General features: G+C 66.7%; 29 protein-coding genes. 7 read left to right on the forward strand and 22 right to left on the reverse strand.

Features of this window, described 5'->3' with window-relative positions; translation table 11 throughout:
• Positions 1–150: 150 nt before the first annotated feature.
• Positions 151–1,173 carry an Lrp/AsnC family transcriptional regulator gene (locus tag GFY24_RS20385; RefSeq protein WP_153806646.1) on the reverse strand — a complete coding sequence of 341 codons (1,023 nt, stop codon included), beginning with the start codon at positions 1,171–1,173 and terminating at the stop codon, positions 151–153.
• A gap of 97 nt (positions 1,174–1,270) precedes the next feature.
• On the opposite strand from GFY24_RS20385, the gene GFY24_RS20390 reads away from it, so the two are divergent.
• The gene (locus GFY24_RS20390; protein ID WP_309231088.1) at positions 1,271–2,677 is read left to right on the forward strand and encodes an MFS transporter; all 1,407 of its coding nucleotides are present in this window, start codon (positions 1,271–1,273) and stop codon (positions 2,675–2,677) included.
• Between the two features lie 293 nt (positions 2,678–2,970).
• Here GFY24_RS20390 and GFY24_RS20395 read toward each other — a convergent pair whose 3' ends face one another.
• From GFY24_RS20395 to GFY24_RS20405, 3 genes are all read right to left on the reverse strand, one after another.
• Positions 2,971–3,423: a nuclear transport factor 2 family protein gene (locus GFY24_RS20395; RefSeq protein ID WP_153806647.1), complete on the reverse strand. Its 453-nt coding sequence runs from the start codon at positions 3,421–3,423 to the stop codon at positions 2,971–2,973.
• An 11-nt stretch (positions 3,424–3,434) separates the two neighbouring features.
• Complete coding sequence (locus GFY24_RS20400; RefSeq protein ID WP_309231100.1) at positions 3,435–4,316, reverse strand: pyridoxamine 5'-phosphate oxidase family protein; 882 nt, start codon at positions 4,314–4,316, stop codon at positions 3,435–3,437.
• Between the two features lie 75 nt (positions 4,317–4,391).
• Positions 4,392–4,844 (reverse strand): VOC family protein, encoded by a 453-nt coding sequence (locus GFY24_RS20405; RefSeq protein WP_153806649.1) that lies wholly within the window; start codon positions 4,842–4,844, stop codon positions 4,392–4,394.
• A 154-nt stretch (positions 4,845–4,998) separates the two neighbouring features.
• On the opposite strand from GFY24_RS20405, the gene GFY24_RS20410 reads away from it, so the two are divergent.
• Positions 4,999–5,523 (forward strand): CGNR zinc finger domain-containing protein, encoded by a 525-nt coding sequence (locus GFY24_RS20410; protein WP_309231089.1) that lies wholly within the window; start codon positions 4,999–5,001, stop codon positions 5,521–5,523.
• Positions 5,524–5,527: 4 nt separating this feature from the next.
• Here GFY24_RS20410 and GFY24_RS20415 read toward each other — a convergent pair whose 3' ends face one another.
• The 15 genes from GFY24_RS20415 to pgsA form a co-directional block, all read right to left on the reverse strand.
• Positions 5,528–5,719, reverse strand: coding sequence for a DUF3046 domain-containing protein (locus GFY24_RS20415; protein ID WP_309231090.1), 192 nt, complete (start codon positions 5,717–5,719; stop codon positions 5,528–5,530).
• 144 nt (positions 5,720–5,863) lie between these two features.
• On the reverse strand, positions 5,864–7,024 hold the full coding sequence (locus tag GFY24_RS20420) for a nucleotide disphospho-sugar-binding domain-containing protein (protein ID WP_309231091.1): 1,161 nt from the start codon (positions 7,022–7,024) through the stop codon (positions 5,864–5,866).
• A 280-nt stretch (positions 7,025–7,304) separates the two neighbouring features.
• Positions 7,305–8,012, reverse strand: coding sequence for a PIG-L deacetylase family protein (locus tag GFY24_RS20425; protein WP_153806651.1), 708 nt, complete (start codon positions 8,010–8,012; stop codon positions 7,305–7,307).
• 22 nt (positions 8,013–8,034) lie between these two features.
• Positions 8,035–9,186, reverse strand: coding sequence for an ROK family transcriptional regulator (locus tag GFY24_RS20430; protein WP_153806652.1), 1,152 nt, complete (start codon positions 9,184–9,186; stop codon positions 8,035–8,037).
• A 139-nt stretch (positions 9,187–9,325) separates the two neighbouring features.
• Positions 9,326–10,738 carry a sugar ABC transporter permease gene (locus GFY24_RS20435; RefSeq protein ID WP_153806653.1) on the reverse strand — a complete coding sequence of 471 codons (1,413 nt, stop codon included), beginning with the start codon at positions 10,736–10,738 and terminating at the stop codon, positions 9,326–9,328.
• Between the two features lie 17 nt (positions 10,739–10,755).
• Positions 10,756–11,529, reverse strand: coding sequence for an ATP-binding cassette domain-containing protein (locus GFY24_RS20440; RefSeq protein WP_153806654.1), 774 nt, complete (start codon positions 11,527–11,529; stop codon positions 10,756–10,758).
• Positions 11,530–11,559: 30 nt separating this feature from the next.
• Complete coding sequence (locus GFY24_RS20445) at positions 11,560–12,717, reverse strand: sugar ABC transporter substrate-binding protein (RefSeq protein WP_228566473.1); 1,158 nt, start codon at positions 12,715–12,717, stop codon at positions 11,560–11,562.
• Positions 12,718–12,825: 108 nt separating this feature from the next.
• Positions 12,826–13,773, reverse strand: coding sequence for an NADP-dependent oxidoreductase (locus GFY24_RS20450; RefSeq protein WP_153806655.1), 948 nt, complete (start codon positions 13,771–13,773; stop codon positions 12,826–12,828).
• Between the two features lie 120 nt (positions 13,774–13,893).
• Positions 13,894–14,067, reverse strand: coding sequence for a hypothetical protein (locus GFY24_RS41145; RefSeq protein ID WP_169812638.1), 174 nt, complete (start codon positions 14,065–14,067; stop codon positions 13,894–13,896).
• A 128-nt stretch (positions 14,068–14,195) separates the two neighbouring features.
• Positions 14,196–15,152 (reverse strand): NADP-dependent oxidoreductase, encoded by a 957-nt coding sequence (locus GFY24_RS20455; protein WP_228566474.1) that lies wholly within the window; start codon positions 15,150–15,152, stop codon positions 14,196–14,198.
• 36 nt (positions 15,153–15,188) lie between these two features.
• Positions 15,189–16,010: a hypothetical protein gene (locus tag GFY24_RS20460; RefSeq protein ID WP_309231092.1), complete on the reverse strand. Its 822-nt coding sequence runs from the start codon at positions 16,008–16,010 to the stop codon at positions 15,189–15,191.
• 459 nt (positions 16,011–16,469) lie between these two features.
• A complete protein-coding gene (locus tag GFY24_RS20465; protein WP_153806656.1) occupies positions 16,470–17,288 on the reverse strand; it encodes a PspA/IM30 family protein in 819 nt (272 codons plus the stop codon).
• Positions 17,289–17,493: 205 nt separating this feature from the next.
• On the reverse strand, positions 17,494–17,907 hold the full coding sequence (locus tag GFY24_RS20470) for a helix-turn-helix domain-containing protein (RefSeq protein ID WP_153806657.1): 414 nt from the start codon (positions 17,905–17,907) through the stop codon (positions 17,494–17,496).
• An 81-nt stretch (positions 17,908–17,988) separates the two neighbouring features.
• Complete coding sequence (locus GFY24_RS20475) at positions 17,989–18,534, reverse strand: CinA family protein (protein WP_375336068.1); 546 nt, start codon at positions 18,532–18,534, stop codon at positions 17,989–17,991.
• Complete coding sequence (gene pgsA / locus GFY24_RS20480; RefSeq protein WP_375336072.1) at positions 18,524–19,192, reverse strand: CDP-diacylglycerol--glycerol-3-phosphate 3-phosphatidyltransferase; 669 nt, start codon at positions 19,190–19,192, stop codon at positions 18,524–18,526. Before pgsA ends, GFY24_RS20475 begins: the two co-directional genes overlap by 11 nt.
• 119 nt (positions 19,193–19,311) lie before the next feature.
• On the opposite strand from pgsA, the gene GFY24_RS20485 reads away from it, so the two are divergent.
• A complete protein-coding gene (locus GFY24_RS20485) occupies positions 19,312–19,854 on the forward strand; it encodes an amino-acid N-acetyltransferase (RefSeq protein ID WP_153806660.1) in 543 nt (180 codons plus the stop codon).
• 29 nt (positions 19,855–19,883) lie between these two features.
• Positions 19,884–20,168: a YciI family protein gene (locus GFY24_RS20490; protein ID WP_309231093.1), complete on the forward strand. Its 285-nt coding sequence runs from the start codon at positions 19,884–19,886 to the stop codon at positions 20,166–20,168.
• Positions 20,169–20,171: 3 nt separating this feature from the next.
• Here GFY24_RS20490 and GFY24_RS20495 read toward each other — a convergent pair whose 3' ends face one another.
• The 3 genes from GFY24_RS20495 to GFY24_RS20505 form a co-directional block, all read right to left on the reverse strand.
• Entirely contained in the window at positions 20,172–20,672 is a 501-nt protein-coding gene (locus GFY24_RS20495) for a Gfo/Idh/MocA family oxidoreductase (RefSeq protein ID WP_153806661.1), read from the reverse strand.
• Between the two features lie 133 nt (positions 20,673–20,805).
• Complete coding sequence (locus GFY24_RS20500; protein WP_153806662.1) at positions 20,806–21,717, reverse strand: NAD-dependent epimerase/dehydratase family protein; 912 nt, start codon at positions 21,715–21,717, stop codon at positions 20,806–20,808.
• A gap of 83 nt (positions 21,718–21,800) precedes the next feature.
• Positions 21,801–22,391, reverse strand: a complete 591-nt coding sequence (locus GFY24_RS20505) for a dihydrofolate reductase family protein (RefSeq protein ID WP_153806663.1) — start codon at positions 22,389–22,391, stop codon at positions 21,801–21,803.
• A 152-nt stretch (positions 22,392–22,543) separates the two neighbouring features.
• Between GFY24_RS20505 and GFY24_RS20510 the strand changes: the two genes are divergently transcribed.
• From GFY24_RS20510 to GFY24_RS20520, 3 genes are read left to right on the forward strand one after another with little or no spacing between them, the layout of a single operon-like run.
• Positions 22,544–23,554 (forward strand): sigma-70 family RNA polymerase sigma factor, encoded by a 1,011-nt coding sequence (locus tag GFY24_RS20510; protein ID WP_153806739.1) that lies wholly within the window; start codon positions 22,544–22,546, stop codon positions 23,552–23,554.
• 18 nt (positions 23,555–23,572) lie between these two features.
• Positions 23,573–24,172, forward strand: coding sequence for an NUDIX hydrolase (locus tag GFY24_RS20515; protein ID WP_153806664.1), 600 nt, complete (start codon positions 23,573–23,575; stop codon positions 24,170–24,172).
• A gap of 40 nt (positions 24,173–24,212) precedes the next feature.
• Positions 24,213–25,286, forward strand: coding sequence for a serine/threonine-protein kinase (locus tag GFY24_RS20520; protein ID WP_153806665.1), 1,074 nt, complete (start codon positions 24,213–24,215; stop codon positions 25,284–25,286).
• Positions 25,287–25,315: the final 29 nt, after the last annotated feature.

Here is a 25,315-nt window from a genome sequence, read left to right on the forward strand (position 1 = left end):
TGCTGTGGTTGGCGCTCACGTTAGAGGGAGCCACCGACAAGTTCCGACGCCGAGCTTAAACGAACAGGTGTTCGAGGCAAACACCACACCCGCCGACACGCGGGACGGAAATTTTCCGGACCACGAATCGACCCCGCGCGGTAATACAGGTCAGCGGACCAGCGTGATGCGACCGGCATCCATCAGCACCTGCGCCTGCTTGAACAGCCGCAGCGCCGGCGTCACCTCCACATCGGTGATCCCGTCGAGCGCGCCGAGCCGCTCGGTGACGAACCGGTACAGGTGCGCGGTGTCGCGGCAGACCAGCGCGGCCGTCATGGTGGTCGGCCCGGTGGTGGCCGCGACATAGGTGACCTCCGGACAGGTCGCCAGCGCCGCGCCCACCGCCGCGAGATCGGCCGGCCGCACCCGCAGCCAGATCGCCGCGCGCACAGTGACTCCCATGCGTTCGAGCGCGAAATCGAGATCGAAGTACAGCACCCCGGATTCGAGCAGCTCGGCCATGCGCCGCGCCACCCGTGGCGCACTCCAGCCCGTGGCCGCCGCGAGTTGCGCGTAGGGCGCGCGGCCGTCCCGCGCCAGGATGGCGAGCATGGCCTCGTCCGCGGGCGTCAGCGCGACGGGTGCGTCCAGGACCGCCGCGTCCTGCACCGGGCGGCCGGGACCCAGCGCCCGTAGCTGCTCGGCGGTGAGCATCGCGCTGTAGCGCGGCCAGTCCTCGTCCAGCGGGAAATTGTGCATGACCTCGTGCGCGATCAATCCGGTCACCTGCGGGGTGCCAGGAATCAGCTTGAGCAGCAAGGCATCTCGCCGCTCCGCGGTGCGCGCGCGGCTCACGCACATCACCTCCGAACCGGTGGAGAGCAGTGAGACCCAGCTGAGTTCGGGCAGTCGCGCCAGCGCCTCCGCCAGCCGGAATGCCCCACTGGGCGTGGAGCGAATGCGCAGAATCCATCGCGCGTGCCCGAGCGGGACCACATTGATCTGCCCGGAGATGTGCAGCACGCCACGCTGCCGCATCGCACGATAGCGCCGCGCCACCGTCTGCTCCGAAACATCAAGGATGGCACCGAGTTTCGCGAACGGTATACGCGCATCTACGACCAGCCCGTGCACGATTCGCTTGTCGAGGTCATCGAGAATGGCGGATTCTCCGGGCAATTCGGTGGCCATAGAGGGAATCTAACGAAAACCCCGCCGCGAGTGTGCCGAAAGCGACGCGGGTCGCACGCTGAACGTCGAAATCGTTCACCCTTTCTGGAGGCTCCCCGTGCGGAAATGGCTCCCCTTGTTCGCCGCGTGCCTAGGCACGCTGATGCTGCTCATCGATGTCACCATCGTCAATGTCGCGCTGCCCGCGATAGCCGACGACCTGGATGCGGGCCTGTCCGGCCTGCAATGGATCGTCGACGGCTACGCCCTGGCGCTGGCGGCGCTACTGCTGGTGATCGGCTCGCTCGCCGACCGACTCGGCGCGAAACCCGTCTATCTGGCCGGTCTGACCGTCTTCGCAATCTCCTCGCTGATCTGCGGAATGGCCGGGGACACCGGCATTCTCGTGTTCGCACGGGTCCTGCAGGGTATCGGCGGCGCGGCCATGTTCGCGACCACGCTGTCGCTGCTGAACGCCACCTACACCGGCCGTGATCGCGGTATCGCGTTCGGCGCCTGGGGAGCGGTGAGCGGTGCGGCCGCCGCGCTCGGCGTGGTGCTGGGTGGTGTGCTCACCGATCTGCTGTCCTGGCGATGGATCTTCTTCGTGAACCTGCCGATCGCGGCGGTCACCGTCGCGCTCTCGGTGGTCGCTTTCCCTGTCTCGCAACGGCATTCGGGTCATCGCGCGGATCTGCCCGGTATGGCCGCCTTCACGATCGCGGCGACCGGGGTGACTTTCGGCATCATCCGTGGCGGCGAACACGGTTGGACAGATGCCGCCGCCGTGGCCGCCCTGGTCGCCGGTGCGGTGGCGGCCGTGCTGTTCACAGTCATCGAATCCCGCAGTGCCGCACCGATGTTCCCACTGCCGCTGCTACGCAACCGTACCTTCGGCGGGACTCTGATCGGCGCGTCCGGGCAAACCTTCGCGGCCTTCGCCGCCTCACCACTGATCTCCCTGTGGTTGCAGCAGCAGCTGCATATGAGCCCATTGCGCACCGGCCTGGCCATGCTGCCGATGGCGGCCGCGGCATTCGTGGTTGCCGGTGTGACGGGCCGCTTCCTGCACGATGCCTCGCCCGCTTGGACGATCGGCCTCGGGCTGGTGGTAATCGGCATCGGCGCGGGCCTGCTGACCTTGGTCGGCACCGGATCCTCCTGGACCGCTTTGATTCCCGGCCTGGTGGTGATCGGCGCGGGCGCGGGCGTCAACGCTCCCGCCCTGGTGTCGACAGCCATGGCCGCGGTGCCGCCGCAACAGGGCGGAACAGCCGCGGGCGCGGTGAACACGGCCCGCCAGTTGGGCTTGGCATTGGGAGTCGCCGTGCTGGGCACCGTCTTCCGCAGCACCGCCGGTGAGGGTCATCCAATTCCGCCGGCGCACTTCGTGGATGGACTCGATACCGCATTCATGGTCGCCTGCGTCGTCGGCCTGGTCTTCGGCGCGCTGTCGTTCGCTCTGTTCCGCCGGGCGCGGGCGCGAGTCGCGCCGATATCCGCGGAACACGCGCTGGTCGATTGAGCTGACGCATCCGCTCCAGCCGCACCCTCGCCACCCGCACAGGCGCTAGCCGGAACGGCTGCCGGTGAGGCGGTGGTGCTGGCACCACCGGGATGAGGGGTGCGGGCAGGCTGCCGTGCGGGCGCAAGATCACCGAGTATTGATGGGGCCGAGGCAATTCCGCCGCGGCATTCACCCGCCCCACTGGCCATCGCGGCACTGCCCGCCGCGATGGCCGAGCGGGACAGGCGCTTTCGATGAGCTGGTCGAAAGCGCCGGCAGACCACCGCCCCGAAAACCCGGTTCCTCGCGGCTCATTCGAGCGGCAGTAACCATTCGTCGTCTTCGGAGCTGCGCGTACCGAAGATGCGGCGATCGGATTCCGCGATGCGGGTGTCGTTGATGCTGGCTTCGCGGCGGGACATCAGGCCCTCGGGGCTGAATTCCCAGAGTTCGTTGCCGTAGCTGCGCCACCATTGGCCGGACTCGTCGTGCCATTCGTATTGGAAGCGCACCGCGATGCGGTTGTCGTGGAAGCTCCAGAGTTGTTTGCGCAGGGCGTAACCGTTCTCGGTGGACCATTTGCGCTTCAGGAAATCCACGATCTCGGCACGGCCGGTCATGAACTCGTCGCGGTTGCGCCATACCGAATCCTCGGTGTACGCCTGGGCGACCTTCTCGGGATCGCGGGTGTTCCAGGCGTTTTCGGCGGCGCGGACCTTGAGTTCGGCGGACTCCTGATCGAAGGGTGGCAGTGGGGGTCGCATGACGAGTCCTTTCACGGGTTGACGGGTGAGAGTTCGGGATCGCTCCAGCGCAGCGGGGTCGCGCCGGAGATCTCCACCACCCGGGTGAGGGTGAAGTCGATGGCGCATTGCGCCCCGGTGGTGAATACCGTTTCATCCCAGGTGATTGCGGCGGTTCCGGTGAGTTGCAGGGTGGTGCCGGTGCGCCAGTCGGGGATGAGCAGTCCGCAGCGCGGGTCGGCGGCGATATTGCCCAGGGTCATGAACATGGAGTTGCCGCGATAGTCCGGCCAGCGCAGGCGGGTCGGTGAAAGTACCTGCAGGAAGCCTGGATTGCCGCCGCGATGGGAGGCGTCGGCATTGCCGTTCGGGTCGGCGGAGGCAATGAAGAAGGCATCCGCCGCCGAGATCGCCTGCTGCTGAGCGGGATCGAGCGCATTCGACGAGCGCGCCGCCGCGGCACCGGTCTCCGACCAGTCTTCGATATCGCGGCGCGAGATGTACTTCGGGCAGTTGGAGTACACCTGATCGGTTTCGATCCGCACGCCCGTCGCGGTCGGCTCGGCACGGCCATTGACCCGCATGCGGCGGCGCAGCTGCGGCTGCAGCGCGATGAGGCCGACATGCCGTGCACCACGCAGTGATTCGGCGAGCGGGTCACCGGAGGCCGGCAGCGCGTCCACGACTATCGAACGATCGCCGATCGCCCGCGCGAATCCGGCCGGGCCCACCAGCGGACTCGCCCAGAGCGCGCCCGCGGCATCGGCGGCGGCCAGCACGACCATCGGCTGCGCGGCCAGGAACTCCGCTGCGGCCGAGGGAATTTCGGCACGAATCATGCGGCCGACCCGCTGCGCGATATCGGCCTGACCCAGCCGTTCCTGCACGGCCAGCTCACCGGGGTGATAGGCGATGGTCATGGTGCGCTCCTGTCGGCGGGCCGATCGACCCGATCTAGCGAATTCCGAGGCGGTCCCGGATATTCCGGTTCAGAAGAAGCCGCAGGTGGGAGCCGCGCCGCTCGGAGCCGGGGCGTGTTCGGCACCGGTGGGCGCGTACACCTCCAGGCGAATCCCGTCCGGATCGGTGAAGAAGATGCCGCCGGAGGCCACGCCCTCGCCGTGCGCCACCACGCCGTCGTGCGCGAAGGTCACCCGCAGTTCCTTCAGCACCGACTCGACCGCACGCACCTGCTCGATGCTGTCGACCTGGAATGAAAGATGGTGCAGCCCCGGGGTTTTCGCGGAGAACTCGCCGTCGCTCTGCTGCCACAGGGTTACCTGTAGCTTGCCTTGCGCGCCGAAAAAGGCGAAGCGCTGCCCGCCCTCACCGCCCGCGCCGAGTTCTTCGAGGCCGAGTGCGCGGCGGTAGAAGTCGACCGAGCGGTCGAGGTCGGTGACATTGAGGCCGATGTGGCCGGTGGCGAGCGCGGGTGCGGTCATGATGAGCCCTCCGGGAAGATTTAACTATTAATTATTGTTTGACTGGTTAGAAAATAGCGGCGCAGCGATCCTGCTGTCAACCTTCAAAATGATTAACACCGGTTAGAGAGGAGGCGTTCCCGCAATGACAGAACTCCGGCAGTTACTCTCAAGCGTGCCTGTTCCACGCCCCCACCTCGGCGAACCGATCGCGCTGGACCTGCTCAACACCCGCTGGATCGACGCGGGCGGACCGCAGGATCTGCTCACCGATGTCGCGGGACTGCGTCGATGGCTGGCCGAGAACGACCTCGCCGTCGAGGCCGACGCGCCCATGCTGCGCGCCGTCGTCGCCGCTCGCGAGGCGATTCTGCGCACGGTTCGCGGTGAGTCCGCCGATGATCTCAATAGGGTGCTCGAGCACGGCCGCATCCGCCGCACCCTCACCCCCGCCGGCCCTACCGCCGAACCCGATGTCCGGCACGCCGAATGGTTCCCCGCCTGGCTGGCCGCCGACAATCTACTGAATCTGCTGGCCGCGGCCCCCGACCGCGTCAAACAGTGCGCGCACCCCAATTGCGTGCTCTGGTTCCACGACACCTCGAAGAACGGCACCCGCCGCTGGCATTCGATGGCGACCTGCGGTAATCGCGCCAAGGCCACCCGGCACTACGCGAAGAAGACCCACCCGGACGAGTAGATCCTCACCACCGGGTCTTCGGCACATCGAATTCCGAGCACAACGCCCGCCACACATCACGCGGATCGATTCCCGAGTCGATGGCCTGCGCCCCCGTCTTCCCGATCCGCGGCAGCACATGATCGCTGAGCAGCGCATCACCACGCGCCGTACCGAATTCGGTATGCAACAGCTCCTGGAACTCCATCAATCGCACGGCCGCGAGCCTACGCCACGGCCGGGAAGCTCCGAAACCAGCTGGAGCCGACGCCACAGTGGATCCCGGCCAAAAGCACGCCGGGATGACGAGAGGCGGCATCTCGAGGAGCGCACGCCGCTCGAAATGCGCGCGCCCGGCAGCCTAGGCGTGGGCGGCGTCGCGGATGTCGTGGCAGATCTGGACCGGGTCGGAGACGACTGTCGCTCCGGCCGCGGCGGATTGGGCGGCGGTGGTGTAGGCGGGATCGTCGAGGATCTGCTTGACCGCGTCGCGGACGGCTTCGGGGGTGAGAGGGCGGACCAGGATCGAACTGCCTTGGCGGACTGCGCGATTCGCGAGTTCCCATTGGTCGCCGCCACCGGGGATGGTGACGACGGGGACGCCCGCGAGGAGGGATTTGGCGAGCAGGCCGTGGCCGCCGCCGCCGATTACCACCGCGGCGTGGCGGAGCAGTTCGTCCTGACGGCCCAAACCGGCTGTGGCCCAGGAGGGTAGCGTCGTGGGCGGGGTGTCCAGGGTGGAGACGGCGACTCGGACGCCCGCGCCTTCGAGTCCGGCCAGCACGGTTTCGACCATGTCCGCGACACCGGTGTGTGCGGTGGAGGGAGCGACCATGACCAAGGGTTCGTCGCCGGGCGGCAGGTCCAGGATGCGGTCGGTCGGTTCCCAGAGCAGCGGTCCGACCAGGTGCGCGTTCTCCGGCCAGTCCGGACGGGGCATCTCGAGCGCGGGCAGGGTGGCGATCAGGCGCGCGGCCGGGCCCGGATCATGTTCCGGCAGACCGATACTCGCGCGTGCCGCGCTGCGCTGCAGTTCACCGCGACGAATATCGCGGGCGGTGAAGGTGCGAAGCACCGAATCCCGGGCACGTCCACGCATCCCCTCCCCCGGCGCGAGCCCACTTCCGATGGGCGGCAAGCCCTTCGACGGCAGGTACAGCGGATGCGGTGACAACTCCACCCACGGCACCCCGAGCCGATCGGCCGCCATTCCGCCGCCGGCGGTGAGCACATCCGACACCACCAGCTCCGGCAGCATGGCGCTCAACTCGGGCAGGATCTCGGTCGAAATAAATGCCGCCCGTTGATGGATGCGCGCTCCGGCGTCCGAATCGTCATCCTCGGCGCGCGGGGCCAGCCCCTTCAATCGCCGCACCCCGATGCCGGCCCGCTGCGCCGCATCGAACCAGCGCGGACTGGTGAACAGCACCGGCTCATCACCCGCCGCCAGCATCCGCAGGCACAGGGCGATCGCCGGAAACGCATGTCCCGGATCAGGCCCGGAAACCACAGCTACTCGCACATGCGAAGCTTCCCACACCCTCCCGCCGAACCTCGCACCTCGGCCCACCAACACCGCCGCGCACAGCCCATTCCACTGCCCGGCATCGGAGCTCTCCGCCGTCCCGGCGCGTTTTTGGCCGGGATCCACGAATCTCGACGACACACGGCCGGTGCGGATCCCTGCCGAAAGCCTGCCGGGATGACGAGGGCTGATCGAGCGCGAGGGGCCGGCGCGACTTGGATGTAATGGCGCAGGGCGCTACTCGGCGTTTACCAGCGCCATTACATCGAAGTTGGGGCTAGCCGAAGTGGTAGAGCTCGAAGGAGAGGGCTCGGGGGGCGGGGAAGCCTGCTTTGGGGCCTGCGGTCATGTCGATTACGGCTCGGGCTTGGTCGGCTACCGGTTGATCGCTCAATGCGGCGAGGTAGCGGTGGTGGGCGGAGAGGGATTCGACGGCGATTTCGATGGTGTCGGTGACGTCCAGGCCGTGGCTGCCGTCGGCTACGCCGTAGACGGCGGCCCAGCGTGGAGAGTGCGGGGGCAGGTTCAGTTCGGTGTGGATCCATTCGTTGCCTGCGTCGGAGACAGCGTCGAGACCGGCGCGGCCGACGGCGCGGTGATCGGCGCTGTTGGCGTAGCCGCGCGCCCAGACATCGCCGAAGTTGAAGAGCACCACCAACTCCGGTTGATGGCGGCGAATCGCGCCGGCCAGGTCGCGGCGCAGGGCGAGGCTCTCCTGGATCTGCCCGTCCGGATATCCGAGGAACTCGACCTGGCTGACGCCGACGATCTTGGCGCCGGCCCGCTCCTCATCCTCGCGGAGTGGACCGGCTTCTGCGGGCGGCAGTCCCGCAATCCCGGCCTCACCACTGCTGACCAGGACATAGCGAATGTCCTTGCCCTGCCTCGTCCATCGCGCCACGGCGGCGGCCGCACCGTACTCGATGTCATCGGGGTGCGCGACGATCACCAGACCGCGCTGCCAGTCCTCGGGAAGCTGCTCCATGCCTGAATTCAACACCACGGATCTACAGCGCGGCCAGGACTCCGGCGAAGGCGGCCTCAGCTGCTCCCAGGAGTTTCAGATCGGCTCCCAGGCGGGACTTTTCGACGCGGACGCCGCCGAGGGCACGGCTGACCATGCTGCGGCGGCGGACCTGTTCGCCGACCTCGGCGACCGTCGCGTCGGGCAGGGCGGTGAAGAGGTCGCCGAGGACCACCAGTTCGGGGCCGAGGATATTGACCACATTGACCAGGCCGAGGATGAGCCAGTTCAGGTATTCGGCGAGGCGGGTGTCGCAATCGTCTTGCAGGGCACGGAGTTCGGCGACGATCGCGCCGCGCGGGCCGTGTTCGGGCAGACCGAGGGCGCGGCAGAGGGCGGCCTCGCCGACCTCGGTTTCCCAGCAGCCCTCATTGCCGCAGTGGCAGGGGCGGCCGCCGGGTCGCACTGTCATATGGCCGATTTCGCCGAGGTAGCCCGCCGAGCCGCGCAGTAGTGCGCCCTGTGCGATGAGGCCGCCGCCGACCCCGACATCGGCGGAGACGAAGACCGCGTCGCTCGCGCCTTTGCCCGCACCGCGCACATGCTCTGCGAGCGCACCGAATTCGGCATCATTGCCGACCACGACCGGTAGTTCCAGCACCGCGCCCAGCCGCTGACCGAGCGCCACTTCGGTCCAGTGCAGGTTCTCCGAGGCGCGCACCAGCCCGTCGGCGCGGCGCACCACGCCCGGCACCGAAACCCCCGCGGACAAGGGTCGCAGCCCGAGATCATCGGCGAGCAGGGCCGCGGATTCGGCGACGTGGGTGATCACCTCTTCCGGTTCCCGTTGCCGCCCATGCAGATTCCAGCTGTTGCGCCCGAGCACCTGCCCGCCGAAGCCGACCAGCGCGATTCCGGCGTGCTCGGCACGCACATCCACCGCCAGCACCACCGCGGCCTGCGGTTGCGGCAGCACGAGCAGCGACGGCCGCCCGGCACCACCGGCCAGGCGCGGGACTCGCTCCTCCACCAGTCCGGCCTCGGCCAAGCCGTCGACCAGCATCTTTATTGTGGATCGATTGAGTCCCAACGCGGTGGCGAGTGCCGCCCGGGTGGTGGGGCCTCCGGTATGCAGCAGCCGTAGGAGGCTGGACCGGTTGAAGCGGCGCACCTCGTCCGGGCGGGCGACGGTCATGGACTTAGCAATACCATTGCCGCGCCCGGGGACCTTCCTGCGCTATGCGTGTTCGCCGCTCCGCCGCGCGTCTTCCGGCCCGCGCCGCAGGTGATCCGGCTGTGCGCGGAGGCATTGCACGCATGGGCGGGTGTCGGGCTCATCGCTGTGCCACCGCTCGGCGCCGGGACAGCGCGTCGACGGTCGCCGCGAGCAGCAGCACGAGGCCGGTGACGATGGAGACCACGGCCGCCGGTTGCTGCAGCAGGCCCAGACCATTGGAGACGACGGCCAGCACCGCACCGCCGATGACCGCATCGGCCACTCGGCCCTTGCCACCGAAGAGGGAGGTACCGCCGATGACGGCCGCGCCGACCGCGAACAGCAGGGTATTGAGGCCACCCGCCTGCGGATCGACCGAACCGACCTTGGAGGAGTACACGATCGCGCCGACCGCCGCACACGACGAGCAGATCACGAAAACGCTTGCGCGCAACTGGGTTACGTTGATGCCCGCACGGCGGGCCGCCTCGGCATTACCACCCACGGCGTAGATGTGACGGCCGTATCGGGTGCGATTGAGTACGAAGGTTCCCGCCACCAGCAGTGCCAGCACAATCGGCACCACATACGGAATACCGGAGATGACGATCAGGTTGCTCGGGGACCGGTTGACGGTGAGACATGCGGTCACCACCGCCGCGAATACGGTGAGCGCCAACACTTTCGCCACCACCAGTGGGGTCGGCTGGGTCACCAGTCCCCGTCGACGGCGCATCACATGCCCGCCCAGCGTGACCGCCGCGTACCCGCCGGCCGCCACCACGAACAGCACCCAACTGCCCACCGTGGACAGATTCCCGTTCGCCACTTGATCGAGCACATGCGATGAGCTGATGCCGAGCACACCGCCCTCACCGATGAGCTGCAGAATCACGCCCTGCCAGGCCAGGAACAGCGCGAGCGTCACCACGAACGACGGCATACCGATCTTGGCGATCAGGAATCCGGTAATGCATCCGATGGCCGCGCCCACACACACCGCGAGCAGTATCTCCACCCAAGGATTCGCTTTGAACCCGATCACGGTGATCAGCACACCCAGCAGCGACATGGCCACGCCCGGCCAGATCCGAAGCAGCCCAGCCAATATCGCCGCCAGCACCAGCAGACCGTTGAACAGGAAGAACACCGTCGACCCCATACCCGTCAACAGATTCCCGTCGTGCACGTAGTGCATGGCCAGCACGGCGCCCGCCACTCCGGACGCCGTACCCGCCGACAGGTCGATCTCCCCGATCAACAGCACATAGACGATGCCGATGGCGATGATGGTCTGCCCCGCGCCCTGCGCGAGCAGATTGGCGATATTGTTCAGCGAGAAGAACACATCCGACATCACCGAGAACAACACCACCAGCGCGACCAGCCCCAATAACGCTGGGAGGGAGCCGATCTCGCCTCCCCTCAATCGGGCGAGGTACTCCCCCACCGCTTCTCGGGTTGATCGTGTGGTGGTGTCGATCCCGAAGTCGGTGATCGCGGTATCGGACTGCTCCGAAACCTGGTTCATATCAGTGACTTTCTCGCTCACAGCACCGCTGCTTCCGGTCGGGCCAGGCCGAGGTCACCCGAGCGACCGGCGGTGATCAACTCCACCACCTGACTGTGCGTGACATCGGCGGTGCGCACCTGGGCGGCCATGCGGCCGAGGTAGAGCACGGCGATGCGGTCGGCGACCTCGAAGACGTCGGCCAGGTTATGGCTGATCAGTACGACGCCCAGACCCTGTTCGGCCAGGCGGCGCACCAGATCGAGTACCTGCCGGGTCTGTGCCACGCCGAGTGCCGCGGTGGGTTCGTCCAGCAGTACCAGATTGCTGTTCCACAGCACGGCCTTGGCAATGGCAACGGTCTGGCGTTGCCCGCCCGAGAGCGAAGCGACCGGTGTGCGAACGGATTTCACCGTTCGCACCCCCAGTGAGGCGAGCGTCGAGCGGGCCGCCTCCTCCATACTCGCCTCGTCCAGCAGCCAGGGTTTGCCGCGTTCGCGACCGAGGAACATATTGGCCACGATGTCGAGATTGTCGGCCAGGGCGAGATCCTGGTAGACGACCTCGATCCCGAGCGCCGCCGCATCCTTGGGACCGCGCAGGTGCACGGTCTCACCCCGGAACTTCACCTCTCCGGAGTCCGAAGGATGAATTCCGGCAACGCATTTCACCAATGTGGTCTTGCCGGCACCGTTATCGCCGACCAGCGCGGTAACCTCGCCGGCGGGCACGGTCAAATCCACATCGTGCAGTACGTGCACCGGTCCGAAACTCTTGTTCAGGCCGGTGATTTGGAGTAGCGGCTCACTCATCGCAGTTCTCTCTGGCTCTCTACGGCACCGTCAGGAGATACCGAGTTCGGTGCAGGCGGCCTTGAGCTCGCCGCCGCAGATATCGGATGCCTTGACGAATCCGGCGTCGGTCACCTGCTTCACGTCCGCGCGGGTGATCGTCTGCGGTGTCAGCAGTACGGATTTCACGTCACGCTTACCCTTGGGATCCTGACTTACGCCCTGCGCCAGCGCATCCGCTGCGGCGGTATCTCCCTTGGCAAGTGCCGCAGCGAGTTTCGCGGCGGATTCGGCCTCGTCCTTGATCGGCTTGAAGACCGTCATGTACTGGTCGCCGCGCAGCACCGCTTTGAGGCCGTCGGCGGTGGCGTCCTGGCCGGTCACCGGCACTTTGCCATTGAGCCCGTTCTTCTTCAGCACGGTGATGACCGCGCCCGCGAGCCCGTCGTTGGCGGCGACCACACCGTCGACCTTGCCACCGTTGCCGGTGAGGATCTGCTCGAAGGTGCTGCCGCCCTTCTGATTATCCCAGCCGTCGATGGCCTGACTGCGCACCAGCTTCAAGACGCCCGAATCATAAAGCGGCTGAAGGGCTTTGAGCTGTCCCTGATGGAACAGGGTGGCATTGTTGTCGGTGGGCGCGCCCTCGATCTCGACGACCTGCGCGGCGGGCTTGTCCTTGAGCGCGGTGATCAGCGCCTGGCCCTGGAGTTCACCGACTCGCACATTGTCGAAAGAGACGTAGTAGTCCGAGGATCCGCCGAGATTGAGCCGGTCGTAGTCGATGGTCGGAATACCGGCCTTCTTCGCCTTGGCGGCGACCGCGCTGCCGACCTCGCTATTGATGGAGGCGACGATGAGCACCTTGACGCCCTTGGCGATCATACCGTCGGCGAGGGTGGTGAACTTCTGCACATCGCCCTGCGCGTTCTGCACATCGGCGTCGAATCCCTGTGCGCGCAAGGCTTGTTGGAGCATGGGTTTGTCGAAGGATTCCCAGCGCGCCGAGGTGGCGGTCTCGGGGAGAATGACCCCGACGGTGCCATTGCCGCCGCCACCCGAGGGTGCGGAGGACGATTCGGTGGTGCTGGTGGAGTTGGATCCGCACGCGGTGAACGTGAGCAGACCCGAGAGTGCCACGGCGACAGCGATGGTCCCGGACCGCATGCGGCGGGAATGCTGACGCGGCAGCGCGTTTTTCGTCCTCATCAGGGTGACCCTTTCCGGCGGCGGCCACCGGATTGCGGCCGCGCGGGCATATGTTGTGGGCAACAACATATGCCAAGCGGGTCACCCCGAAGGGACAATTCGCCGAAATCAGGGCAGCAGGACAACCTTTCCACCCGCATGGCCCGCGATCACGAACTCATGCGCGGCCCTGGCCTCGGTGAGCGGATAGGTCGCGGCGATCACCAGGTCCAGCTTTCCGGCGGCCACCAGCGGCAGCAACTCCCGCCACGCGGCATCGCGAATCTCGGTACCGGGATCAGCGCCGGGACCGCCACCGAGCACCTGAAAGCCCTCCTGGAAGCCGCGCGCGAAGGCGGCGATCGTGGCGATGCGCCGCTTGTCCGCGACCAGCTCCAGCGAAACATCCACGGCCTCATCGGATCCGATGGTGTCGATCGCCACGTCCACACCCTGCGGGGCCAAAGCCTTTACGCGGTCGATCAATCCGGGACCGTACTCGACCGGGTCGACGCCGTAACCACGCAGCCGCTCATGCCGGGCGGGCGCGGCCGTGCCGATCACCCGCGCACCCCGCGCCACCGCGAGCTGCGCCACCAGCGCGCCCACACTTCCGGCCGCGCTGTGCACCAGTACGGTATCGCCGGGTCCGACACCGGTCGCGGCGACGAGATGCACCGCGGTGCCGCCGACGGCGAGCAATCCGGCGGCGACCTCCCAGCTCACCTCGGCGGGCTTGGGAATGACCGCGGTGGCGGGCACCGTGAGCGCGGTCGCGTAGCCCTCGCGGGTACGCACGATCACCTCATCACCGACCCGAACCGGACCGACCGGTCCTACCGCATCGGCACCGACCGCCGTCACGACCCCCGCCGATTCCAGCCCCAGCCGGATCGGCAGCGCCGCCGGATCTTTGCCGAACGCACCGCTGTAGAGCTTGTAGTCGATCGGATTGACCCCGGCGGCGCGGACCTCGACGGTCACCTCGCCTGGACCAGGTGCGGGCAGCTCCACCTCGAGCGGAGCGAGTACTTCGGGACCACCGTAATTGGTGGCGACGATCGCAGTAGCAGCCATAGCGCATGGAACGTACCGCCGCGCCGATGGATTCCCCTGCGACACAATGCCCCTGCCCGAATACGACTGTGGGCCACTCGGATGCTCTCCGAATGGCCCACGTGCGAGCTTCCGATACCGCTACAGCTTGCTCATCGGGGACTTGTTCGAACCCGATACCGCCTTGTACACCAGGTACAGGCCGAAAACCACCAAGCTGATCATGAGGATCGGGAACAGCCCTTTGATCAGCGCGCCGATAATGGCGAGCGCGATCCAGACAACCGCGACGATGCCGATGATCTTCCAAAGCATTCCGTGCCTCCCGTAGTTCCCGAACCGCGATCAGCGCGATCCGTTACTTCGATTCTGAGGGTTCCAGCTCAGAAAATCACCAGGTCAGCGCCGAAATCGGGGAAAGTTCAGGGTTGTCCCCGAGGGTGCTATCCGGGCAGGATCACCGTCTTGCCGCGCGCGTGCGCGGTCCGCAGAGCCGCTGCGCCCGCGGCGACCTCGGACAATGGGACCGCCGCGTCGATACGCACCTTCAGCGTACCGGCGGCGGCCATGGCGACGATGGTGGTGAGGAGTTCGGTGCTCGACTTGTTCTGGAAGTTCACGCCGAGCACGCCCATTTTCGCGAGGGCGTCCTGGTCGAGGCCGCCGACGGTGCTGACGAGAGTACCGCCGGTATCGAGCAATTCGGCGACGCGCAGGGCATCGGCGGGGCGGCTCACCAGATCCAGGACGGCATTCAGGCCCTCGGGGTGGGCGGCGCGAACCTGATCGACGGTATCGCCCTGCGCGCGGTCGACAATCTCGGTCGCGCCGAGTTCGCCGAGGTAGTCGGCCATATCGGGACCGGCCGTGGCGATTACCCGCAGGCCGCGATGAGCGGCGAACTGGACCGCGAATTGGCCGACGCCGCCTGTCGCACCATTGATCAGAATCGTCTGGTCGGATGCTCCGCAGGCGGCATCGATGGCGTTGTAGGCCGACATTCCGGCGGTCGGCAGCGCGGCGGCCACATCGAACGATAGGCCCGCCGGAATGACGACCACATAGCTCTGCTCCGAGATCACCGCGTACTCGGCGAAGCCGCCGCGCCCGTGCCGCACACTCATGAACTGCCCGCACACCCGATCGCCCGGCCGGAACCGGACCACATCCGCGCCGACCTGCTCGACCACTCCGGCGGCATCATTGCCGAGAACCAGCGGAAACTGGTGTGGCACAAACTCTTTCAGCGCACCGTCGATGACTTTCCAGTCGAAGGGATTGACCGCGGCCGCCTCGATCCGAACCAGAATCTCATCCGCCCCGGGAGTGGGAACCGGCAGTTCGACCAACTCGGGCCGCGCACCGAAATCGGAGATCGTCACCGCTCGCATGGTGTCCATGCGCCCAACGCTAGACGGCCGCCGCCACACGCCTGATCAGGGGTTGGCGCGGAACCGTTCGTCGGCCAACTCGGTGAGCGCCTGCGCCCAGCCGTCCAGGCGATCGGCGGCATCACGCAGATTCACCATGGCCCAGCCGAGATCATCGGCGACGGCGGCGCTCTCCGGCACGGCCAGCACGCGAGCGGCGGCAGCCACCATGCCCTCGAATTCGACCACACCACCATCCAGGCGCACCGAGACGGCCCGAACATGCTCTGTCAGTGGCGAATTCTGCGATCCGAGCACGCCCGCGGCCTGCTCCATCGCGACCACATCGGCGGCCAGCGCGTGCAGCGCGGCAGCACCCGATGAAGCCGTCTCCAACGTATCGCTAAAATCCTCCACCGGTAGTCGCCCCGACCGTGCGATCTGCGCTCCCAGCCCATGCAGCGCACGCTCGGCCCTGACCAAACGCGCAACCGATGCCCGCGCGGCCGACCGCAAGGGCGGCAACTTCCGAGGCGTGAACGCCGCCGACGGCAGCGGTTCCTTCCGCAACTGCAAATACTTCTTCGCGGTGACCGCGGTCCCGGTGACCAATGCCACCGCACCCCCACCCACGACTATGACCGCCCAAGCTGGTGCCGAAATCAGCACCAGCCCAACAGTTCCCGCGGTGGTCAACCCACCCGCGGTCCCCAATCGCAGACTCCGCCGCCGAGCCCGCCGCCGCTTACGCAACTCCCGCTCCCGAGGATCAGCCCACTTCCGCACGGCAACCAACGCCTGCTCCCCCACACCCCGCAGGGTGTCGGGCAGTCGCTGCGCCAACTCCTCCGGCCCAACCCCGGTGGGCGCCAACATCTCCCGAGCCACCCGAGCAGCCTTCCCCCGCTTCCCCCGCCCAGCCGAACTCTCGGTCACCCGCGGCGGCTCCTGAACCCGGGTAGTCGCAAAGCCATCGGTGGCCGCGTAATCGCCTCTGGCCGCACCGTTTCCGGGGCGGTCCCACTGCGTCACGTGGTCGCTCATCCCCGGTGCGGGTGCTCGTCCGGACATCGGCGTTGGCGATGTGGTTTCGGGCTGGTGCGGCGGCTTGGTGTTGTAGCCGACTGGCGAGCCCTGAAAGTTATTGGGCGCGACCGGATCAGGGGTCGGCTGGGTACTCTGCGGCGCTGCGCCTGTACCGGCGGGGCCGAAAGGTGAGGGGAAGCCGGGGATCGGGGCGGTGGGTTCGGGGCGGGAGCGGCGCAGGAAACGGGCAGGGGAGGTCGCGGGGTTGTCTGCCCGCGATCTCCCCATCGTGTAATGCCTTTCGCTACAGCTGCCGAACGCCTACTGCTGGGCGGCCTGGCCCTTGTTGGTGTTGATCTGCGGGGCGGCCGCGGGGTTGGGGACGGCCTGGTTGTTGCCGCCGGCGGGGAGGGCGTCGCCGCGCATGGAGGCGCGGATCTGCTCGAGGCGGCTGTGGCCGGCCATCTGGATGCTGGCCTGCTGGACCTCCATCATGCGACCCTGCACCGTGTTCCCGGCCAGCTCGGCGGCGCCGAGGGCATTGGCGTAACGGCGTTCGATCTTCTCGCGCACCGCATCCAGGCTGGGGGTGGTGCCGGGCGCCGAGAGGGTGGAGTCCATCTGCTGCAGCGAGGCCGAAACCTGCTCCTGCATCTTGGCCTGCTCCAGCTGGGACAGCAGCTTGGTGCGCTCGGCGACCTTCTGCTGCAACAGCATGGCGTTCTGCTCGACGGCCTTCTTGGCCTGCGCGGCGGCCTGCAGCGACTGGTCGTGCAGCACCTTCAGGTCCTCAACCGCCTGCTCGGCGGTGACCAGCTGCGCGGCGAAAGCCTCAGCGGCATTGGTGTATTGGATCGCCTTCTCGGTGTCACCCGCACCGGCGGCCTGATCTGCCAGCATGACCGCCTGGCGCGCATTGGCATTGAGCTTCTCGACCTCGTCGAGCGAACGGTTCAGCTTCATCTCCAGCTGACGCTGGTTGCCGATCACCGACGCCGCCTGCTGCGACAGCGCCTGGTGCTGCCGCTGGGCCTCCTCGATGGCCTGCTGGATCTGGACCTTCGGATCCGCATGCTCCTCGATCTTGGAATCGAAGAGGGCCATCATGTACTTCCAGGCCTTCACGAACGGATTAGCCATCGATTGATCCCGCCTCCATCTGACGTGCCGCGCGCCTTCGCGCGACATAGTGCGCGACCGTCACGCACCCGGTTGTCCCTATCCTCCACTGCGCGGCAGCGGACCGGAATCCGCACCTTGCACGGCGCCTCCGGCACGAAGCCTACAGAGAATTTATCCCTTTCGGCTGCTGCGCACTGTAATCACATGGTGCTCCGCACAGCGATCACTTGGCGGCGACCAAAACCAAGCGATCCGATTTGGGGGCGGGAATGACGATGCGCGGCCCGAAACCCGCGTCCCCGGCACGCGGCACATCGCCGTCCCCACCCCGTGGCCGAACCCCGGCACCGGCACTCGCCAGTGCGGGATTCGCTGTGGCCACAGCCTTTTTCGCGGCGGCCCGATCGGCATCGGCCATGGCCGCGCTGACATCGACGAGCACCTGCGCCAGCGGCACATCCAGGGCTTGGCAGATGGCGGCCAGCAGCTCGCTGGATGCCTCCTTGCGCCCCCGCTCCACCTCGGATAGGTACCCCAGGCTCACGCGCGCGGAGGTCGAGACCTCACGCAGCGTCCGGCTCTGGGCGACGCGAGCGCGCCGCAGACTCTCCCCGATCGCTTCCCGCAGCAGCGTCATCCCGTTCTCCTCACACTCGTCTCGCCGGACCCAGCGTTCGACTGGACAACGTCCGGCGTCGGCCGCGCGTTCCCGGCCACTTCACCCGCCTCGAATACTCCGGACGAGTTCGGCGACCGCGGCACGGACCGAGCCCACTCTGATCGTCCACCGGTCACCCGACAGTTTCAACCGGACAACCTCCGTGCCCTCGGCACCGGCGATGCCGAGGAACACCGTTCCGACCTCGCGGCCGTCCTGTGGATCGGGTCCGGCGACACCGGTGAGCCCGATACCCCAGTCCGCTCCGCAGGTGGTTCGCGCGCCCACTGCCAGCTGTTCCGCGGTGCTCGCGGCGACCGGGCCGTCGGTGGCGAGGGTGTCCGCGCTCACACCGGCCAAATCGTGTTTGAGGTCGGTGGCGTAGACGATCAGTCCACCCCGTAACACGGCGCTGGCACCGGGAATTCCCGCGATGGTGGCGGCGAGCAGGCCGGCGGTCAGGGATTCGGCGGTCGCGACGGTTTGACCTGCGGCCTTCAGGGCTTCGACGAGTTCACCGGCGGGTACGAGGGCGGTGAGTGGATCGGTCGAAGCGGGCAGAGATGTCTCGAAAACGGGTGTGGCCGAGTCGAGATCAGGCGGCACGGCCGCCGCCGGGCGAACCGAACCAGAGCCGGCCCGCCTGCACCACATAATCCAAACCGGTCACCACCGTGAGCACGACGGCGACATACATCAAAGCCATTCCGGCACTGGCGAATCCACCGGAAAGCGGAAGCAACAGCACAGCAATCGCCACGGATTGCACCAGCGTCTTGAGCTTGCCGCCCCGTCCGGCCGGGATCACACCGCGGCGGACCACCGCCAGACGCAGCAGTGTCACACCGAGTTCGCGGGCCACGATCACGATCGTCATCCACCACGGCAGATCGCCCAGCATGGACAGCCCGATCAGCGCGGCACCGATGAGCGCCTTGTCCGCGATCGGATCCGCGAGCTTGCCGAAGTCGGTGACCAGGCCGTATTTCCGCGCCAACTGACCGTCGATGCGATCGGTGATGGCGGCGATACCGAACAGTGCCGCGGCACCCCAGCGCCACCGCGGGTCATGGCCGTCGCCGGCGAACAGCGCGGCCAGAAACAGCGGAACGATCGCGATTCGCAGCACCGTCAGCACATTCGCGATATTCATCAGCGGCACCGCCGCCGGTTCGACCACGCCCGGAGTCGCGGGAGCGAATCCGGATCGCGGGGGACCGGCATCGGCCCAGCGACCTTCCAACTCATCACGCTGCACCGTCACCAGCGCCCCCACCGGCCGCGACACCGGCCATGGTTCCCGGACCATTCCGGCATGAGGGGAGGCTGGATGTACGACACACCCCAAGCCTATCGGTACCGAGGCCGACTACTGTGCACCCCATGACAACACGGGCACCCCACAGCGGTTCGGTAGACGGCGTGACGGCGACTTCGCCGATCATTCGCCGCGCCCGAACCACTGATGTGCCCCGCATAAAACGCCTCATCGACTACTACGCGGGCAAGATTCTGCTGGAAAAGAACCTCGTCACGCTGTACGAGTCGATTCAGGAATTCTGGGTCGCCGAACTGGACGGGGAACTCGTCGGCTGCGGGGCACTGCACGTGCTGTGGGCGGACCTCGGGGAGATTCGCACGGTCGCCGTGCACCCGGACATCAAAGGCACCGGGGCCGGGCACAAGCTGGTGCAGCAGCTCATCACCGTGGCACGCGAACTCTCGCTGGGCCGGGTGTTCGTACTGACCTTCGAGGTCGACTTCTTCGCCCGGCACGGCTTCGTGGAGATCGAGGGCACGCCCGTCACCGCCGAGGTGTACGCCGAGATGTGCCGCTCCTACGACACCGGTGTCGCCGAATTCCTCGACCTGAGCTATGTGAAGCCCAATACCCTCGGCAATACCCGAATGCTGTTGACGCTCTGAATCATTCGAACCGTTAGAAAGCGATAACCGTGCCGATCTTCGCCGTCCACTACACCTACTCCGACGCCACCGTCCCCGGCCGCGACGCGATCCGCCCCGTACACCGGGAGTACCTGGGCGGCCTCGCCGCCGCAGGCACGCTGCTGGCACGCGGGCCGTACCCGGACGGGTCCGGCGCACTGCTCATCTTCGAGACCGCGGACGCGGACGAGGTGCGTAAACTGCTGGCCGCCGACCCGTTCCAGGTGGAAAAGCTGGTCGACAACACCCGGATCGTGGAGTGGCTGCCGACCGACGGGTTCCCGTCCAAGTAGCTCCTACCGGTCGGCGGGTGCGTCCGTTCGCACCCGCCGACCTGTTTCGGCGGAGTGCCGGATCGCATCGAGCAGTCGGTGCATACGCAGGCCGGTCTCGAAGTCCGGGACGGTGCAGGTGCCGTTGCGAAAATCCTCGGCCAGTCGGGCGTAGAACCGCGCTACATTGCGGGCCTCGGGGGTCAGGTCGGAGAAGTGACCCGGATCCGCGACCACGAGGTCCGCGAGCACGCGACCGGGACCACGCGAGCCGCGCAGGCGCAATTCGTTCATCTGAATGACACCGGGTTCGTTCCGCTCAGAGACGATCACCAAATCGCCTTCGGTGCCGGCGATTTCGATTCGAGTGCGGCCGTCCGCATGCGGGGTGTCCTGAATGTGGACCGACAGCACCGCACCGCTGTCCACGGTCGCGGTCAGCAACAGTTGATCCGGGCTCGAGACTTTCAGTGTCTCGCCGGTCTCGGGGCTGGTCCGGCGAGACGGCGCGATACGTGACGACATCCCCTGGGAGGACGCGGATTTCGTGCTCGCCGGCGGCGCCACCTATGCACAAACCATCGGCTTGTACGCCGCACCCGATCAGTGGACTCGCAATCTGCGAATCATCCTGGACGGCTTGGCAATCCCGCGCTGATCAGTCCGCGGAGACGGCCCGCCAGGTATCCGACACGATTTCGTTGAGACCGGAATGTGCAGGTGCCCAACCGAGTTCGACCAGCGCCTTGCCCGGATCGCCGATCAACCGGGCAGGCTCCGGAGCCGCCGGCCCGTGCACTCGCCGCACCGGACGCCCTGTGACCCGCTCCACCGCCGCGACCACATCGAGAATACTTGTCCCGCAACCACTTCCGATGATGTAGCGGACACTCACGCCGGGCGCCGGACACTGTTCCACACCCGCGACGAACGCCGCCGCCGCATCCCTGACATGCAGGTAGTCCCGTACAGCGGTCCCGTCCCCATTGATATGCAACACCGACTCCCCCGCCGATGCCGCCAGCACCCGCGGAATCAACCGTGTCGTCTCCGGATCCGCTCCCCCGGCGACATTCATCAACCGCACCACCACGGCACCGATCGCCCCCGCCCGCGCCTGCGCCTCGACCGCGAACTCCGCCGCGAGCTTGCTACTCGCGTACGAATGCGGCGGTGCATCGGGCGTTCCCTCATCCATCGGCTGCCGCTGGGGCGATCCGTAAATCGCACCGGTGGAGGCGAATACGATCCGTGGCACCCCCTCGCGCGCCATGGCCTCCAGCAATGCCACGGTTCCACCCGTATTCACCCGAAAGAACGGCAGCGGATCATCAACCGACTCCCGCGCCCGCCCCAGCCCCGCGAGATGACACACCGCCCCGACACCCGACACCGCATCGCGCAGGGCGACCGGGTCCGACAGCTCGGCAACCCGAATCTGCGCGGCTCCGGGAATCTCGCCGCTCCCTACATCGCGCACCATCGCGATCGGCTCATGCCCCGCTGCCCGCAAAGCCTGCACGACAGCTCGCCCGAGATAACCTGCCGCACCCGTTACCAGCACCTTCATATCCACACTCTCCCAGTGGGTAGTCGGTGACGGAGACCAAGGTCCCGGATATGGCAGCACAGCGAGCGGCGGGGCTACAGCCGTCAGACTTGCACGAATTCGTAGGCGTAGGACACCAGGCCGTCACCGATCTTTCGGGTGTTGACCAGGTGCAGCGGCTTCTTGTCGCTGGTCTCGTCGAAGATACGCAGGCCGGTTCCCAGCACGACCGGGAAAACAACCAGCCGCAGTTCATCGGCCAGGTTCTGTTCCATCATTGTGCGCACGAGCTGATAGCTGCCGTAGACCAGGATTTCCCCGTCCACGCTCCGCTTCAGCTCCGAAATCTCCTTTGCCGCATCGCCATTGAGGATCGTGGTGTTGCTCCACTGCGGATTTTCGAGAGTCGACGACACGACGTACTTGGGGAGGCTGTTCATTCTGTCCGCCCACTCGCGGCCTACCCGGACGTCCATTGCCGGCGTCCGGGACGCGAACCACTCGAAGCTCCGCCTGCCCAGCAGCAGCGCCTCGGCACCGAGTACTTCCTCCGTCTCGTTGGCGGTCCAGTCTTCGAGGTCCCTGGCCCCCACGAACTGGTGGAACCAGCCGCCCAGCTCGAAGCCTTCCTGACCGTCCGGGTCTTGGACCACTCCATCGAGGGTGACATTTGTGCTGATGACGATCTTTCCCATTTCCGTGCTCCTCTGACAATGTTGTCGGCTAGCACTGGTCTAGACGCCGCGGCATCGGAAAAGGAGGCGCTGCGCGACCGCCCCGTTCGCGCCTCGGCCGTCGTCCATACAGCATGGAACTGCACACAAGGAATGAGGTGGCGGTCGTGGAGTTGGCGAGAGCGGACCTGATGTCGAGGGCGCAGGCCGGCGACGGCGAGGCATTCCGAGCGCTCACCGAGCCACACCGTCGCGAGCTGCAGGTGCACTGCTACCGGATGCTCGGATCGTTTCAGGATGCCGAGGACGCTCTCCAGGACACGATGCTCGCCGCCTGGCGAGGTCTCGAACGATTCGACGGGCGCGCCTCACTTCGCACCTGGCTCTACCGCATCGCCACCAACCGGTGCCTCGACGCGCTGCGCTCCGCGCGCCGACGTCCTGCCAAGCAGTGGGACATCCCGGGAAGCGAACCACCGGAACCCACTCGACTCGGCGAAATCCATTGGCTCGAGCCCTATCCCGACGCCCTGCTGGACGGTGCGGTCAGTGTGCCGCTCGGTCCGGAGGCGCGCTACGAGCAAACCGAATCCATATCCCTGGCCTTTGTGACCGCCCTGCAGATCTTGCCGCCGCGCCAGCTCGCCGTCCTCATCCTGCGCGATGTCCTCGGATTCCACGCCAACGAAGTAGCCGAAATGCTGGACACGACAGTCGAATCGGTCAAAAGCGCCCTCAAACGCGCGCGTGCGGGAATGCAGCGCCGACTGCCGGTGACTACGGCCCGAGAGCAGCCGCCGGCCGGCGACTCACCTGCCGAGGACGCGATCGTGGCGAAGTTCGTCAGCGCCTACGAATCTGCCGATATCGACGCGTTGGTGGCTCTGCTGACCGACGACGTCTTCATGTCGATGCCACCGATTCCGCTGGAATACCAGGGCCGAGACAGCGTGGCCCGCTTCTGCGCATTCATTTTCGGCTCGGTACCGAGATTCGAACTGTTGCCGACGCGAGCCAACGGTCAGCCGGCATTCGGGGTCTACCAGCACACCCCCACCGGCATCCACGCAAGCGGCCTCTTCGTCCTCACCCTCGCCGGCGACCGAATCGACGCCATGACCGCCTTCGAAAACACCGTCCTCCCCAAATTCGGCCTGCCGCAATCCCTCCCGAGTGCACGGTAGGGATTAGGGTTCCCCGGCATGGAAGCCGCCACGGCCACCGTCGCCGAGATCGTGCGAGACCTGACCCCATGGGATGCCCTCGAGCGGCAACATGTCGAGGAGACACTGAGCTGGCTGGCGAAGACCGATGACATTTTCCGGAGGGTCAAACCGGCCACACCGCCACGGCATCTCGTCAGCTACGTGGCGCTGATCGATCCCGACGAGCGCGCGGTCCTGCTGGGCATGCATCGCAAAGCCGGCCTGTGGCTCCCCACCGGCGGGCATGTGGATCCGGGCGAGCATCCCCTGGCCACGGCCCGCCGGGAAACCCGCGAGGAGATCGCGATCGAGCCGGAGTTCACCGTGGTGGGCGAATCACCACTGTTCCTGACGATCACCACAACGGTCGGAATCGGCGGCGGCCATGAGGACGTCTCACTCTGGTACGTCATTCGAGGCAGCCGCCACCACGACTACACCCTGGACCCAACCGAATTCACCGACCACCGCTGGTTTCCACTCGAAGCTCCAGCACCACCCGCCACCGACCCCCACCTCGAACGCTTCCTCGCCAAACTCACTGCAGCCCTGGACGCCTCGCCGAGCGAACCGGACGGCCACTCAATGATCGAGTAGCATTTCCAGCGCTCAATGGCTGGATCGTAAGGGGGAGGGCTTGACTCGATCGACAGCGCATGAATCGTTCGCCGGATATTCCATCGAGAGCGTGCTGGGGCGCGGGGGTATGGGTACCGTTTATCTGGCGCGCCATCCGCGGTTGCCCCGGCGGGTCGCACTCAAACTGCTCAATGCCGATATCTCCGCACATGCCGATCTGCGGCGCAGATTCGAGCTGGAATCCGATATCGTCGCCCGCCTCGAGCATCCGGGAATCGTCGGAATCTACGATCGCGGGACGCACGACGGTCATCTATGGATCGCCATGCAGTACATCGAGGGCACTGACGCCTCCCGCATCGAATCCCGTTCCGCCACAGTCGAACGCGCGCTGCGGATCACCGCCGACACCGGTGCGGCACTGGACTACGCGCACAGCCGCAATATCCTGCATCGCGATATCAAACCCGCGAACATACTGTTATCCGCGCCGGAGCCCGGCCGCGCGGAACGCGCCATCCTCACGGACTTCGGTATCGCCCGATTGCTGGACGCGACCAGTACACCCACTGCCACAGGCACTTTCGCCGCCACTCTCGGGTACGCGTCCCCGGAGCAGTTGTGCGGACAACCGGTCGATGCGCGAACCGATCAATACTCGCTGGCCTGCACACTTTTCACCATTCTCGCGGGCAGATCGCCGTTCCAGGCCGACAATCCGGGACAGGTGGTCGCGGCACATCTCAGCCAGCCTGCCCCCAGACTCAGCGAGCTGCGCGGGGACGTCCCGACGGCATTGGACAACGTGATCATCCGTGCCATGGCGAAGCAGCCCGGCGAACGTTATGCCAGCTGTGGTGAATTCGCCGAGGCGGCCGCGAATGCCCTTGCACACCAGGGAAAGACGAATGTCTATCGCACAGCACCGACTGTGGTCGGACCTGCGTCCGCGCTGCGGACTGCCCGGCCGAAGGTCGAGCCTTCCAACGCGCCTGCGCCGTTCGCGCCGCGTCCACGTCCCGCGCCGGAACCCACGCCGCCCAGCAGTGTGGTCCAGGTTGTTGTCACGGCGATCATGGTTGTCATCGTGCTCACCGTCATCGTTCTGGCTTACTGGAGGTTGTTCCAATAGCGCGGCCGCTGACCCGGGTTGGGGTCCGA

Origin of the sequence: Nocardia sp. SYP-A9097 (assembly GCF_009649815.1) — a bacterium.
GTDB lineage: Bacteria > Actinomycetota > Actinomycetes > Mycobacteriales > Mycobacteriaceae > Nocardia.